This window comes from uncultured Draconibacterium sp. (assembly GCF_913060805.1).
GTDB lineage: Bacteria > Bacteroidota > Bacteroidia > Bacteroidales > Prolixibacteraceae > Draconibacterium.
On the sequence record NZ_CAJXTC010000026.1, the window covers coordinates 1 to 15,576 of the forward strand.

A 15,576-nucleotide genomic window follows, 5' to 3' on the forward strand; every position below is an offset into this window, starting at 1 on the left:
TGCACCCAACGATCTTCGTGGGGCATATAAAATTTCTTTTTAAACAGGTTTACATCGAACTTTCTTTTAGTTCTTCTTTTCGAGTGAGAAACATTGTTACCCACCATTGCTCTTTTACCTGTTATTTGACAAACTCGTGACATTTCTTTTAATTTCTTGATGTTTACAATAAACACATTACTAAAAACGGAGTGCAAAGAAAATACTTTTTTAGAAAATAATCAAGCAGTTAACCTAATTTTTGCAAAAACAATTAACAATACAGTGTTAATACTCAGGAAAAAACGTGTTTTCTACTCAATCGCCTGCAAATATATGCTATTTTTCTTCAGCTTGAAAAGAATATTGAAGCAATATTAATTTTTCTGAAAATAGATGATTAACAGTTTATTTTATGATTTACAGGATTAGTTTTCGGCCCCTCAATTACTATTATGAACAATAATCATACGCTTATATAACGCTTATAAAAACAAAAGGTCCGGAATTACTCCCGAACCTTTTACATTTTATATCGCAATTCGCTTATAAACTTTGCTCACATGCAGCTAATACTTTTTTAGCATTTGCATTGTTAGGATCAAGCTCTAAGGCTTTTTTCAGGAACGGAATAGCTTGTTCAAAGCTTTTCTTACCTGCTGCAACTGCATTTGTGTATTCTTCATCTAAAGTTGTGATAGTTCCAGCGTTAACGCTTTCTGTTGCACCTTTAATAGTCGCAGCACCTTCCTGGTATTTTTCGTATCCTTGCGAGAAGTAAACTTTTGCAAGGTTTTCTACCAATTCGGCTTTGTTTGCTTCGCTTACAGCAACTCCTTCAACTGAAGATTTTCCTTCGGCAACCATAGCTTCGGCAGCTTTTTTCAACGAAGCACTTTTGTATTTTTCAGCTTTGTCGTAGCTAAAATCGTTTTGTGAAACCGCAAAACAGTTGGCAGCCTCAACAAAGTCTTCGCTTTTATAACTTTTAATTCCTTCGTTATAAAATATTTTACCCGCTTGTTCTGCAATACCTGCATCAGGGTAATCTGCTATTGCTGCTTTATACAGTTCAATTGCTTTATCGTACTCTTTGGCATCAACTGCATCCGAAGCTTTAGTTTTAGCTACAGCCGGACGTAATTGGCCAAGTACAGCATTAATATTATCTACATTCTGTCCGTGATCAGGAATGGCCAATACAGATTCGAATAATTCAATCGCTTTTTCAAAATCTTTGCCTTCTACAGCGGCATTTGCCTGCGTCATTAATTCACTGGCGTCTTGGGCAAATGACATTACAGAAATAAACACCATCACCATTAACAATACTACTCTTTTCATTTTTTCAACTACTTTTTAATATTTTATAATTCAGTTTAATTTCCCTCTAAATTTCGTCGATGAGCCCCAAAAATAGTAATTCTGAATTAAAAACCTAAAATACAGCAACTAAGATTCGCGACTCTTTTTGCACATTATTGCAAAAACAAAAACAGTACCAATAAAAATGGCATTATTTTTTAGCGACTTACGGGTTGAGCAAATCCGGATTCCAAAAATTCAATATATTTTTTATCAGGTGAAGATTATTTGCGGCCTCAGTATTCTGCGGATCAATATCTAACACACGGTTAAAAGCATTAATGGCTTCTCCCCAATTCTGGTATTTTTGTTCAATATTTCCTTTCAGCAAAAAATATCGCACAGAATCCTGTTCTTCAAGCTCTTCGAAAAGATTCTTGGCCTGTTCTGCCTTTTCAGTTTTCAACAAATCTTCAATTACTTTCAGGCTGTTTTCAATCTTCGTATTCTCCATTTCTATTTCTCTCCCCTACTTACTGAAATAACACCCTTTACCTTTTTTAGTTTATGAATAAGAAACTCGAGGTGATCGAGATTATAAACCGAAACCTGCAATATTCCTTCAAAATTTCCTTTGTCGCTCGTAATATTTATCGAACGCATTTGTGTGCCGATATCTTTTGCTATGATGTGCGTAATTTCCGAAACAATGCCAACTTCATCGGTTCCGGAAATATGCAACGACGTTAAAAATGAACTGTTGCTGGTATTGTCTTTCCACACGGTTTTTATGATCCGGTACGGGAAGCGCTCCTTCATTTGAGGCGCATTCGGGCAATTGTCGCGATGAATTTTAATACCTTCATTTATGGTAACGAAACCAAATATTCTATCGCCAAAAACAGGATTACAGCATTTTGCCAGCTTGTAATTTACATTTTTAAGGTTGTTATCGATGATCAGAAAATCTTCGCCACCATCGTACGAAAGATTTTTCGCTTCGCCTGTTGGCAACAGCTCTTCAAGAGTCTTTTTCGTTGTATCTTCTTCCTCTTCTTTTTCAACAAACAACGATTTTACTTCCAGCGTATCTATTTTACCCACCGCAACTTCGTAGTAAAAATCAACAGCCAGTTTAAAACCAAAATGTTTCAGGATTTTACGAATTGCATCATCGTTTAAATCCAGTTTCCAGTTTTTAAACTTACGCAACAACATCTCACGGCCATCGTTTGCCTGGCGGTTACGATCTTCGTTCAAACTCGTTTTAACGCGGTTTCTGGCTTTCGATGTAACTACAAAATCCAACCAGTCTAACTTTGGTTTCTGGTTATTCGACGTATCAATTGCAATTTGATCGCCATTTTTAAGCTTGTGTTTTAACGTAACTTTTTTACCATTTATCCTTCCGCCAACGCAAGTGTCCCCAATTCGCGAGTGAATTTCGTAGGCAAAATCAAGAACTGTTGCTCCCGATGGCATTTTCTTTAAATCGCCTTTTGGAGTGAAAACAAATATCTCGTCGCTGTAAATATCGGTGTTAAAATGGTCGATAAAATCAACCGCATTCAGCCCCGGATTTTCCAGAATATCGCGAATTCCGGCCAGCCACGAGTCAAAACTCGATTCCTTACCACCCTTGTATTTCCAGTGTGCCGCCAAACCTTTTTCAGCAACCTCGTCCATTCGTTTGGTACGAATTTGTATTTCAACCCATTTTTTATGCGGCCCCATTACCGTTGTATGCAACGACTCGTAACCGTTCGATTTTGGAATGGTTATCCAATCGCGCAAACGGTTTGGATTGGTTTGATACTCTTCGGTAACAAACGAATAGGCGGTCCAGCAGTCGGCTTTTTCATTTTCCGGTTCCGAATCGAGAATTACGCGAATGGCAAACAAGTCCATCACCTCGTCGAACGAAACATTCTTTTTGCGCATTTTGGTATTTATCGACGAAATTGACTTTGTACGTGCTTTCATCGAAAATTTCAATCCGCGCTGCTGTAGCTTTTTCTCAATGGGTTTAACAAACTCGGCCACAAAGTTGGCCCGCTCGCGTTCGGTTTCTTTTAAGCGGTTAACTACGTAATAATACTCATCAGGCTTTTGAATTTTCAGGCAAATGTCCTGCATCTCGGAGTTTATATTGTATAAACCAAGCCGGTGTGCCAAAGGCGCGTATAAATATTGTGTTTCGTTGGCGAGTTTCTGCTGATTTGCTTCGTTATAAACTTCAAGATTGCGCATAACCTGCAAACGGTCGGCAATTTTAACGAGGATAACACGTACATCGCCGGCCAGTGCCAACATCAGTTTTCGGTAATTTTCCGAGTGAAGATCAATGGTATCGGTTCCCAGGGCATTGATCTTTGCCATGCCTTCCAGAATAGAACTAATATGGGTACCAAATTTTTTACCAATTTCATCCTGAGTTACCTTTTCTTTTAGGCCGGCGTACATTACGTTATGTAGCAAGCCAGTAATTACAGAGTCGGGCTCCAGACCGATCTCCATAGCAATTATGGAGGCCACTTCGAGCGAATGGCTTAAAATTACTTCGTCGTGAGAAAAGCGGGTTTCACCAAGTACATTTTGGGCAAATTCAAAAGCATTCTCAAGTTTCAAGAATGACGCATCGTCCCATGTTAACTGGCAAAACTCTTTTAGGTGGTCGTATCTGGTATATATTTGTTCTCTGGGTTCCATGTTGTAAAAATAAAAAAGGCTGCCATAAGAGCAGCCTTTTAATTCCTTATATTGATTTTTTATCTATTCAGCTGCAGCAGTAGTATCAACGAAGGTACGATTACGCATTTCACGATCCAGCATAAAAATACCGTTCCCCTGGCCATTAATGAGCTTTAGCGTATCAAGAATTTCGGTGACATTCGCCTCTTCTTCAACCTGCTCATCAACAAACCAACGCAAAAAACTTTGTGTTGCATGGTCTCTTTCTTCAACCGCAACATCAACTAATTTGTCGATTAAACTGGTAACTAATTGCTCGTGTTCAAGTGTTTTCTCATAAACATCGATAACACCTTCCCATGTTGTTGGCATCTGGTCAATCGCTTTTAACTCCACTTTACCTCCGCGTTCAACCACATAATTGAAAAACTTGTTAGCATGAGTCAGCTCTTCCTGATACTGAACATACATCCAGTTGGCAAAGCCCGGCAGCCCTTTATCGTTAAAATAGGCTGACATTGAGAGGTATAATAATGATGAATATTGTTCTGCGTTTATTTGCTCGTTTAACGCATTTAGCACTTTTTCTTTCAACATGATCTACTTGTTTTATGATTTTGTGCTTAAAAGTAGGAAAAACAAGAGAAAGATAAAAAAGAAAGATCCGTTTTCGGATCTTTCTTAACGAATTAAAAATCGAATGTTGTCAGAGAAAATTTTCACATTAATTGTGATACCGGATTTAATGGTGGTTTTATTCGATCTTTAATTTCCTGAGCCAATAAAAAATAAGGGTAAAAAAATCTTTTTAGTATTTAAGTTAGTACTATAAAACCGAGCTGCAGGATAAATCCAGACAGCCCGATTTTAGCCCCTATCAATGAGTCGTTAATGACGACTGTGTTACAGTTGCAGAATGCCAGTCTCCACTCTGGTCAATTACTGAAGATCCTCCACCTCCTTGCTGAACAGAAACGAAGTTGAAATTACCGGCAATATCCAAATCGGAATAATTGCCTCGTCCTTCCTGAAGGATTTTAACTCCATATTCATCAATGGCTGCAATAAAATTTCCGTTATAACTCCCGGATACGTCAATATCTGAGAAGTTTGATTTTCCTTTCTGATCACAACCAATTTCATTCAAATCACCAAGTAGGTCGATAGTGGAATTACTGCCATTACCTCTTTGAATCGAGGTAACCAGGTTCTCTAGGCCAGAAACGACTTGCGAACCGTAATGGTGAGTACCTCTCTGATCGGCAAAAATACGGTTCCAATCTCCGTTAATTTCTTGTCCGGCAAAGTGGCCACCTTCACAGTTTTTTCCTTCGTTTCCAGAACCACCACGCTGTGTTATTGTGGCTTTATTATCATCGCCTTCAATTATCATTTCAGCAGTTGAGCCTTTTCCCATTTGTTTGATTGCAACACCAACCGTTGGAACAAAAACATGAGATTCATCGTGCACAGGAGGAATTTCAGACGGTTTACCGCCATCATCGCTTTTCCCAACTGAAGAACCACTTTTCCCCTTACCATGATCTGTTTCATCATGCTCGGTTTCTTCTTCTGATTCATCGTGAGGAAATTTTCCCTCGCCATGCTGTAAATAATGACTGCCGTTCCTGTTTCCACTGATAATCATTGTAGAATACTGGTCATTACCGCTTTGAGAAGTCCATGTTTCATTCAAATCACCTTGCAAATCCTGTTGGGCAAAATGGTCTCTGCCAGCCTGATAAATCCATGCCTGATTGCTATTCCCATCAACAATTTGATATAACTGATGATAATCGCCATCCTGGTTAGGAACTCCAACATACGACTCTTCTGATTCGATTCCCGGCTCATCATCAGGCGCAACTCCAATAATATTAAATTGGTTGCCATTACCTTTCTGAATCTGCCTGGAGTTGTTGTGCGAACCAAACTGATGTAAATAAGACAAATTACCTTTTCCGCCATAAGTTTGATCAACAACAGAGTGATTATCTTCGCCACCTTGCGAAACCATCTGTGTTTCATGGTCCTCAATCTCTCCTGATTGATTTACCCAGGCAAATTGTGCCTTATTCGAAATTTGTTGGATCAATATACTACTCATGTTGCCAACCTGATCCGTTTCTGCAAACTGGTCTTTACCACTTTGATTGACCGTCGTAAAATTAGTGGTTTGAGCCAACAGGCTAAATCCACAAAAAACCAACAGAATTAGCAATATTATATTCTTCATAAACCTAAAGCTTTGATTATAGCTTATATACAATAATATTAAGGCAGCTGAATAATACTTTGGCTTTGGGTTACTGTTGCACTATGACCACTTCCGGTTTGGCTAACAGAGCTCCAATTAATAGCTCCAACCTGTTCCTGAGAAGCAAAGTTGCTACTACCATCTTGTGTAATAATTGCATAGTTTTTACCCATTTCAAACAAATTTGTTTGTGTTTGATTGGCGGTGTTTCCATTACCTCCCAATTGAGATATTATTGCTTCGTTTACGAAGTCTCCCGGTTGACCGGCTAATGACGTCTGGTCTTGCATAGCGATATTAGATCCAGAGGCCTGTGTAATAGTTCCACTATTTTTATGACCTAACTGATCTTGCCAAGCATCATTGTCATTGCCTGTCTGTTCAACAAAGGCTACACTTTTCCACGAAGCAACCGCTTGCGTTTGATAAGCTTCATTGCGGTTACCCGACTGCAATGCTGTTACCTCATTCGCCCATCCATGCTGTTCTTGCTCTGCCCAGTTTTTATTTCCCGACTGGTTAATTAAAGCTGTATTAGAACTACCTACGTAGTCATCCGGCAGTTTGGTATCTTGAGCTTGTTTGGCCGTATTTAGATTGCCGGATTGCAAAATTGTAGCTTCGTTTGAATATTTAACCTGCATCTGTAAGGCGACATTATTATCACCACCTTGCTCGATAGTTGCAACAGACGCACCCATTTGATGGTGAGGTCCTTGAAATTGCTCAGCCAGGTTATCATCGCCTGTTTGAGTGATATAAGCTTCTAATACTCCACCAGGACCTGCGTATGGTTCGCTTCTGTCATGGATTTGGGTAACGTTAGCATCATTTCGCTTTCCACTTTGCATAACTTCAGAATAATTGGCATCACCCGCGTCATCATCAACGAGTAGGTAGTTAATCTGGGTTACTGTCGCTTCATTTTTTTTGTTGCTTTGCTCAATCAAGGATTCATTGTCTTCTCCTTGCTGATCAACTGTTGAAGTTTGATTTGTTCCACTTTCAATAATTACAGATTTGTTTGTTTGCGCCATTACAATGGATGCAGCAAACACCATTACTAATAAGAAAAATAACTTTTTCATAATTAAAATTTTAAGTTGTTAATTAAAAGGATTATTTAAAACTCTATTTGAGTTTCGGATTTTATAAAAGTGTTTGGTTTTACTAAGTTGCATTTTTCCGATTTCAAGATTTACAATCAAAATTACATTAGGAAAACATACAAGTAAATAAGAGAATCATGAAGCAATAATCTTGTAAGCCCCAACACTAACAACTCAGCAAAAACATCTCTATAACAACCAGTTAGTATTTCATAAAAACAATAAGCACGAATAAAAAGCAAAGAGACTTTCAGATAAGAAATCAGAACTACGTGCAACAGGTATCGGTCAAAAAAATACCGTATGAAAATATTATCATACGGTATTTTAATCTTTACAAAATCAATATCAAACGTTCAACATGTAGTTTTTTCCAAACATAAATACAGCCTTCATAATATTACCCGAGTCAGTTTTTTGAATAATGTTTGAGCGGTGTTTTTCAACGGTACGTTCCGAAATGCCTAACCGATCTGCAATTTGTTTAATGGGCACTCCCGTTGCCGATAATTGTAGCACCTGTCGCTCTCGCGCAGTTATTAAATTCGGATCAAGATATTTCACCTCATTCTCATCGTTCAGATAATTAATTTCTGAAATTTGTTTTGTCTCATTTAAAGGAATAACAACGCCAATTATTTTTGATACGGAACCTCGTTTTTTTACATGCGAAAAGTATACGTTAAAATACTCTTTCTCCTTTCCGTGAATTCGAATTCGGTTTAGTCTGCAATCTTTTGTTAAACCATTCATAAATCGCGAAAGCTTTAACTCATCCTCATTTCCGGAATTAAAGGCGAATACTTCATTTAATAAATAACTCCCGTTTCGCTTGCTTGCCAAATCTACCAACTTATCAAATGTTTCGTTAGTTTGAGTAATACGTTTATCATCGGCAACAAATACGCCGTATGGAATCATTTTACAAATTGAGTCGAACTTAATAGCGCCATATGCTTTCCGTTCCATATTCTTAACCAATTGCTTCTGTATAATATTTAGAATACGCTCCTGATCGAATGGTGGAAATATAAAACTATCAATGCCTAATTCAACCGCAACAAAAAACTCGTTTTTGCGAAATTGATTAAAGATCATAATAAATGGTATTTCGTTTTTTAATATTTCGTTGTCGAGAATATTATAAACCTGGAACCCATTTAACTCATTTATATCATAGAAGCAGATTATTAAATCAGGGAGCTCTTTCATTAGCTTTTGAATAGCTATCTCGATATTACTTACAAACGTTACATGATAGTTTTCTTTAGCCAATACATCGATAAACATTTTACTTGATGCTTCCGATTCGCCAATCAGAAGCAGATTACTTTGGGTAGTTTTCATTTTAAATCCTCATTTTTTATCTGATAGCAAATTACAAAAACGAAAAAGATTATGAAATACGTATTTTCTCTATATTTAACTCATTGACAGAATATAACACGACATAAAGAACAAATAATACAAATATATTATCACAAAAAAGAGGGAGCTCTAACAGCTCCCTCTTCCTAATAAAATGTACCGGAAATTAGTTCTCACTCTGTGTTCTAAAACTCCAGGTTGGACTGTTAGCCACCCTGCTTCCTTCGTATTTCGCTACAACATACCAGTAATATGTTGTATTGCTCTCTAATCCCGAAATAATTACTTCCTGATCCGAAAGATTCTCACCTGCCGAATTTTGTGTTGTTGAGTTCGCCCTAAAATAATATACATTATATTCTAAGTTTTTGCTATTATCTTCCTGATCGACCTGCCACTGCATTGTTAACGACGTATTTTGATCAACAGCGCCGTTTCCCGGCACAGGATCGTAAATTGTAACCCAGCCAATATTTTTCTCATCTTTTAAAAGAAAGAAAGTAAGTGACGTGGTTTCATTATCGTACACTGCGACGCTCACTGTACTACTCAGGTAATCCTTCTTCCGTGCAGTTACGGCCAACTCTCCTTCAGCTACCTTATTAAACTCAAATACGCCATCGGTATTTGTAATTGTAGATGTACTTGCCGGGTTAGTGGCAATCTGCACACCGTCCAGCGGACCGTAAGTTTCTCCATCGAGGATCTGTCCCCGAATTGAACCGAACTTATCGATGTCAAGTTTTTCTTCTTCGCATGCAAACAACAGCACGCCAATAAAAAGAAGTAGTAAACAATTTATCTTGCTCATTTATTTTGTTTTTAATTTTTACCCATATAAAATTTCAAACCCAGTTTAAATCCCCAAATATGGTCGTTAAACTGTCCGACTGTTTCGCCATCATACCTGTCGGAGAACAGCTGGTTTACATATACTTTCCCCAATGCGGCAAACTTGTTTCCAAATAAATATTCAACTCCTGCACGATACGAAACGTAAGGAATCAACCTTTTGTCCGACAAACCAACATTCGAGTCGAAATCATAATACGCGCCTCCCCCCACAGCAAAATGTGGCGAGAATTTACCTTCAGGATTTAGCAAATACATTAAACTCATATCGGCATAATATTCGTCAGATGTCATTAAGTCATCGATATGAATGCGCTGGTACCCGACATCGGTTTCCAGAAAGAAATTTTTGTGTAAGGCATATCCTAATTCCAATGAAGCTCCGGGACGAATGTAACTGGTAGAATAATCGCCGGTATAAAACTGCCCGGTCCCAAGAACCGAGGCAAACATTTTTCCTCTCAGGTGCTGCTCAAATGGCCGCCCCATATGGTCTATATCTACCCTGTCTTCTTTTTCGGCCATGTAGTTTTGTATCTGCTCATCTTTAATCTCATCCTGATTTTCTAGGGTCCATAAATTATCCAAAACACCTTCAATTATCAGGCTGTGAACCGCTTTTTCAATAGCTTCAGTAACTGCCAGTTCGGTAGGTTCATTATAGGTATAACCGGTTTCTGCTTCCAGCAGTCGTTTGTATTTTACATACCGGAAAACACCCATTGAAACTTCCTGCGAAAGGATGGATTTTGTAGTGTAAATAGTTTTCAGAATCTTACCATTACTGGTAGAAACAGCACGTAAATATATGCTCACACGATCTTCGCGGTATTGAGCCGAGGCATCGGTACCAAAATAGCGAACCCCTGCACCACCGGTGTAAATATTTGTTTCGTACGAAACAATTCCTCCTTCGAGCAAAACACCGGCAAACAAAAGCGGAGGCAACATTACTCCGTTATTTCCTTCGTACTGCTCGCGGCTCGACCGAATAATTTTTCGTTCATTCAGCAAGTTGCTGATGTTCTCTCGTTCAATAGGTACAAACCAACCAGATTCTTCCAATGCTCGCACAAGAATATTGGTAGCTCCCTGGGTAACTGCGGTAGACCAGTTGGCACCAACTTCCGACGCTTTGTATTGCCCGGTCTGATCTCTGAATTTATACACAGCAACCACAATCGGCTCTTTGGGTTGAGGCAGATCAAGTAAATCCTTTTTCACCGGCGTTTCGGGACCAAGCTGCGCTTCACGTTTTTCGCCCAATGGCTGGTAGAAATACGGACTACATCCGGCGATAACAGATACAATTATACAGAACAAAAGTGTTCTGAAAATCAGTCTTTGAAGTTTTAACATTTCAACCATATCTGTCTTAGAAATAAGGTACTTCTACCGATGTTGTTGCCCCGGTTGAATTATCAACGATTGATATATTCAAACCGGTCCCTCCGTTCCCGATTTCAATTTGATAATCACCAAGAACATAAGTTCCTTCGTCTAAAGCATCTTCGCCAAACTGACGACTTACGATCTGCCTCGACAACTGGCTAAGGATTTGACGATTCAGACTTTCTGTAAAATTATCTACCGGATCGGAATTATAATAGCTACTGTACGAGCTGCTTTCGTCGGCCGGAGCCTCGTAGGTATCTTGCGCTTGCGCTGAACTCAAAAGCCAACTGTAATTATATGGACTTCCGCCAAAAGCGGGATTTTTAGGAGAATAGACAAAATCCTGGGCAAAAGAATACGAAATGCCCATTGCAAAAACTCCTAAAAGGATTAATATTTTTTTTCTCATAATGTATGGTTTTGTTTAAAAAATGCCAGAACCTGCACGGTCAGCACCTTCCAATTGTTTTAAAATTGCTTCATAATTTTGTAAGTAAATTTGTGTGCGCGCAACCGCCTGCTGAGCAAGGGTTTCAACAATATCGCCCCGGGGTTGCAAAAATGATTGAAACACAAGTGTTTCGTTTATTTTTACCTGTATTTGAGTGGTGGTTAAGCGGTAAGGTTTTTCGGTAACAAAAATGGAATAGTTTTTTGCATTAGCCGGAGCCTCCCAGTCGCGGTAAAACAAATCGTAAAAATCTCGTCCACTTTTTGTTTTTGTTTCATCAACTAACAAGCCATCAATCTCTAAATCCGCATCCCGACTTACCTTTTGTGCCTTTTCTTCCGTAATCTCCTTAATTAATTGTTTTAAATCGTCAGGAGCTTCTTTTATTTGTTTTGAAGCTTTAATCGTATCATTTTGAGCACTGCAAAAGCCAATGCAAACAAAGATCAGGAGTATAGAAAAAAGTGGTTTCATATTATTGTGCGGGGAAATAAAAGTCGCTGTGCTTTAATATTAAACTCATTCCACCCGTTTGGGTAACTTTTATACCGGGTATGGCCGAATGATCGAGAATTAGTTCGAGATTATTATCCGCTCCTATTTGAGTTGCATCAACTGTTTTGGGCAATCGCTCGGTCCAGTTGTCGCCATTTCCCAATAAGGCAATTTCCATGGTATTGTCATCTCCAACTTGGTTAAGCAAATTCGATTTGGGCAAAATCCCTTCGTTATCGATATATGAATTAATGGTATTTCTGTTGCCTTTTTGATAGATTTCGGTAGCAGTAAGCACTCCAACCGACCATGTGTTTGCCTGGTTGTTCTCTCCATCCTGAATAAGGGCTGTATAATGTCCGGATCCTTGCTGAATTATTCCGGCCTGATTTTCAGTCTGTAGCTGAAGAGAGAATATAGTATTGTTTAACAAACCATTTTGCTCCTGATTTACAACTATTGTGTTGGCATCGCCAACCTGGCCAATAATACTGTTGTTGTTTAACAGCAATCCATTATCGATAACGCCAACCTGCATCAATTCCAGCAAATGCTCAACCAGGTTCTCTTGTGCCTGAACATTTGCAAAACAACTCATGAATAGAACGAAATAGAATATTTTCCTCAGCATAACTTTTTTATTTGTGGGTAAGGCCTAAAACATTTCAACTAAAATTACCATAATCAAACCGATCGGGCACTACTAAGTGTATACGTGTTTTCTGCAACTTTTACATTTTTAATGGTTACCTCCCGGCATTTCACCGGGAGGACCATTACATTATAATGCTTGAAGACCTGATAGCTAATCAGGCTACTTCAATTGCTTTACGAAACACTTTCGTTTTAGCACTAATTTTGAGTTACCGAAACCATGTTACCATTTCCAACCACTGAGTTTAAACTCATGTTACCATCAGTTCCCTGAAGAATATCCACAGTATTCATATTACCTGTAATTGAAACACCATCACGTGAATACCAGGTTGTACCAACATGGTTCGACGAACCGTCTTGAGTAATTGTAACGTCATTCTCATCACCAGTAATGTTTCCTGAAACCATATTGTAATCACCGGTTTTTGTAATAATCACTGTATTATCGTCAGAACTTGATCCCCAAGATGCTGCTACACCTAAACGAGTACGGTTACCACTACCGGTAACTTCTTCTTTCATTGAATTGTAAGAACCATATTTAATACCGAACTCAGTGTAGTTAGAACTACCTATTTGCTTGATTTCTGAAACATTTTCATCGCCCATAGTTAAACCAAACATTGCCTGATTGGCGTCGCCTTCCTGCACAATGCTTACATTGTTCAGGTTCGATTCGTATGTAGGAATATCCTGGAATCCAACTTTAATTACTGCGGCATTTGAAACTCCTGTTTGGGCTTCATAAGTGTTATTATCATTACCATAAACTTTAATGTCGGCAGTGTTGCCTGCACCATCCTGATCAATACCATATGCAGCCTGATAAAATGGATTATTTCCGGAAATGTTACCATCTCCGATTTGAGTAATTTCGGCATTATTATAACCTCCGGCACTTTTGGCTGTGGCAAGGTTTTCGTTTCCAGTCTGCGTTACAGTCTGATTCGTATTTCCCTGAGTAGAATAAGTATAGGTATAGTTATCGTCACCGGTTTGAGTAACAATTGTTTTACTTGCACCTTGAGCCATACCTGAAGAAGCCCAGTTGTTATCACCCACCTGTTTTATTGTAATACTATTTTTGGCGTTAAACTGGCGAGCTTTAGCAAAGTTGCTTTTCCCTTCCTGATCAACATCAACGAAGTTTGATTCTGTTGATGACAAAGTACGTTGAGAAACTTCTGATGCATTTTTTTCACCAGACTGATCAACAGTTGCAGTATTGTAACCATCTTCCTGTGTTATTACAGAGCCATTCTCTAAACCTGCCTGGTTTACTGTTGCTCCGTTTAAATCACCTTCTTGTGAAACTGTACTTGTATTGTTCTGTGCCATTGCAAAACCTGCCGTCAGAACCAATGCGAATAAGAATACTAATTTTTTCATTTTAAAATTTTTAAGTTGTTAATAATTTGGATGTTACATTTAATAATCCCGAGAGGATTCAGGATTAGTTTCCGGAATAACTTTAGCGTAGTCTAAAGTTCTGCGGAACAGTTGGGGATAACCGTTTTCTACGTCGCTTTGCGAAACGATTCCTTGTTTCTTGTCAGGGAATTTTATGATTCTTCATTATTCAGTTTATTTAATTTTATTTATGTATTATTAAATTAATAAGCATATGTTGCCTCGTAAAGGATCTATCCTTTTTATTTTTTATTATTTACAATGGATTTTGATTAAACCTAAAGCGTAGAAAATACCCCTATTTTTTAACATCTTTAGATGTATTAATGACAAAAATCCATACCACGCGGTAACTTTTTACCCGGTATAGATTTAATGGAGGTAGATTTCAATAATTCTTCCTTTTTATATTATCAGCAAGCTACCTTCTGTTAGTCCGGCACTCGCGATAAATTAAACTTTCGCTTAGGGATGCTAATCATTTAATTACGATTCAAAAGTAAACGTTGATAAAATTTTGCGCAATACGTAAATACCGCCACTCAATAAATCCAATACGCAATATCACGTATCCTGGAGTTTTTGACTCATGCCGTATACCTTGCCAATGGCTTCAATAATATTCATTGAATCTGTTTTTCGCATAATATTCGAGCGGTGTTTCTCCACCGTCCGCTGCGAAATTCCTAATTCGGCAGCAATTAGCTTAATGGGGGTTCCTTTGCCCGATATTTTTAAAATATCGTACTCTCTCGAGGTTAACTCAAAATCAGCCGGTTGTTCCTGTTTTGTTTCAGATAAAACTTTCTGATCATTGCCGGAAAATGAATTAGCAGTTTGATCCAACCGAACCTCTACTTGTATAAGCAAACGGTTAACTACAAAATTCGAAATATTAGAAATGTACAAATTCGTACGATACTCATTCCCGCCTTTCAATTGCACATCCGAAACGGTACAATCGTTGGTCAGTCCTTTTAAACACCTGCAAAATTGTTTTTGCTGCTCGGGAAATTCACTGAAATCAAAAATTTCTTTTAATCCCGGCAGGCTCAAATTTTTGTCAAAACCCATTGTCTGATAAAACGCCGGGTTGGCACGTTCAATCCTATCGGTTTCGCAAACCAACATTCCGATTGGCGAGGTAACAAAAAGCTTTTCGAAAGTAGAGCGCTCAAATGCTTTAAGTTTATCTATTTTTTCGAACAACAGCTTTAGTTTTGTAACTATACGCTTTTCGTTGAGTGGCGTAAAGATAAAATTATCGACTCCGAGCTCCAGCCCCATCATTATTTCATCCGAGTCGTAATTGTCGACAACTACAACATACGGAGTTACACAATTTAATGTGGTACGACGCAATAAATTGTAGGTTTGATAAGCATCGTAATCGAGAAAATTGTGACTACAAATGATTAGATCGGGAGAATACTCAATAATTTTTTGAACGGCTGCCTGAATTGTTACAGCCCGTGTCACACGATATTTGTGTGTTTTCAGAATACTGCAAAACTGCCGGAACAGATCATCATCGGGCATGTTGAGCAATATCAACTTGTCTCGTTGCATTTGGTTCATCGCTATTATGTATTTTAAAGGTGACAGCT

15 protein-coding genes are annotated in these 15,576 nt (G+C 38.3%); all 15 read right to left on the minus strand.

The window, feature by feature from the left end; all coding sequences use genetic code 11:
* Positions 1–143: 50S ribosomal protein L28 (rpmB, locus tag QZ576_RS15225; protein ID WP_297098703.1), on the minus strand; the 143-nt coding region annotated here is incomplete at its 3' end.
* A gap of 382 nt (positions 144–525) precedes the next feature.
* A complete protein-coding gene (locus tag QZ576_RS15230; RefSeq protein ID WP_297098645.1) occupies positions 526–1,299 on the minus strand; it encodes a hypothetical protein in 774 nt (257 codons plus the stop codon).
* A 211-nt stretch (positions 1,300–1,510) separates the two neighbouring features.
* Complete coding sequence (locus QZ576_RS15235) at positions 1,511–1,798, minus strand: hypothetical protein (protein WP_297098646.1); 288 nt, start codon at positions 1,796–1,798, stop codon at positions 1,511–1,513.
* A 2-nt stretch (positions 1,799–1,800) separates the two neighbouring features.
* Entirely contained in the window at positions 1,801–3,993 is a 2,193-nt protein-coding gene (locus QZ576_RS15240) for a RelA/SpoT family protein (RefSeq protein WP_297098647.1), read from the minus strand.
* Between the two features lie 63 nt (positions 3,994–4,056).
* A complete protein-coding gene (locus tag QZ576_RS15245) occupies positions 4,057–4,572 on the minus strand; it encodes a ferritin (protein ID WP_297098648.1) in 516 nt (171 codons plus the stop codon).
* Positions 4,573–4,852: 280 nt separating this feature from the next.
* A complete protein-coding gene (locus tag QZ576_RS15250) occupies positions 4,853–6,211 on the minus strand; it encodes a hypothetical protein (protein WP_297098649.1) in 1,359 nt (452 codons plus the stop codon).
* 38 nt (positions 6,212–6,249) lie between these two features.
* On the minus strand, positions 6,250–7,320 hold the full coding sequence (locus QZ576_RS15255) for a hypothetical protein (RefSeq protein WP_297098650.1): 1,071 nt from the start codon (positions 7,318–7,320) through the stop codon (positions 6,250–6,252).
* A gap of 369 nt (positions 7,321–7,689) precedes the next feature.
* Positions 7,690–8,688, minus strand: coding sequence for a response regulator transcription factor (locus tag QZ576_RS15260; protein ID WP_297098651.1), 999 nt, complete (start codon positions 8,686–8,688; stop codon positions 7,690–7,692).
* A 187-nt stretch (positions 8,689–8,875) separates the two neighbouring features.
* On the minus strand, positions 8,876–9,520 hold the full coding sequence (locus QZ576_RS15265) for a carboxypeptidase regulatory-like domain-containing protein (RefSeq protein WP_297098652.1): 645 nt from the start codon (positions 9,518–9,520) through the stop codon (positions 8,876–8,878).
* 11 nt (positions 9,521–9,531) lie between these two features.
* A complete protein-coding gene (locus QZ576_RS15270; protein WP_297098653.1) occupies positions 9,532–10,920 on the minus strand; it encodes a CsgG/HfaB family protein in 1,389 nt (462 codons plus the stop codon).
* Between the two features lie 16 nt (positions 10,921–10,936).
* Positions 10,937–11,365 carry a curli production assembly/transport component CsgF gene (locus QZ576_RS15275; protein ID WP_297098654.1) on the minus strand — a complete coding sequence of 143 codons (429 nt, stop codon included), beginning with the start codon at positions 11,363–11,365 and terminating at the stop codon, positions 10,937–10,939.
* Between the two features lie 15 nt (positions 11,366–11,380).
* Positions 11,381–11,881 (minus strand): CsgE family curli-type amyloid fiber assembly protein, encoded by a 501-nt coding sequence (locus tag QZ576_RS15280; RefSeq protein WP_297098655.1) that lies wholly within the window; start codon positions 11,879–11,881, stop codon positions 11,381–11,383.
* Between the two features lies 1 nt (position 11,882).
* Complete coding sequence (locus QZ576_RS15285) at positions 11,883–12,533, minus strand: hypothetical protein (RefSeq protein ID WP_297098656.1); 651 nt, start codon at positions 12,531–12,533, stop codon at positions 11,883–11,885.
* A gap of 221 nt (positions 12,534–12,754) precedes the next feature.
* Entirely contained in the window at positions 12,755–13,948 is a 1,194-nt protein-coding gene (locus QZ576_RS15290; protein ID WP_297098657.1) for a hypothetical protein, read from the minus strand.
* 585 nt (positions 13,949–14,533) lie between these two features.
* Positions 14,534–15,538, minus strand: a complete 1,005-nt coding sequence (locus QZ576_RS15295) for a LuxR C-terminal-related transcriptional regulator (RefSeq protein ID WP_297098658.1) — start codon at positions 15,536–15,538, stop codon at positions 14,534–14,536.
* Between the last annotated feature and the right edge of the window lie 38 nt (positions 15,539–15,576).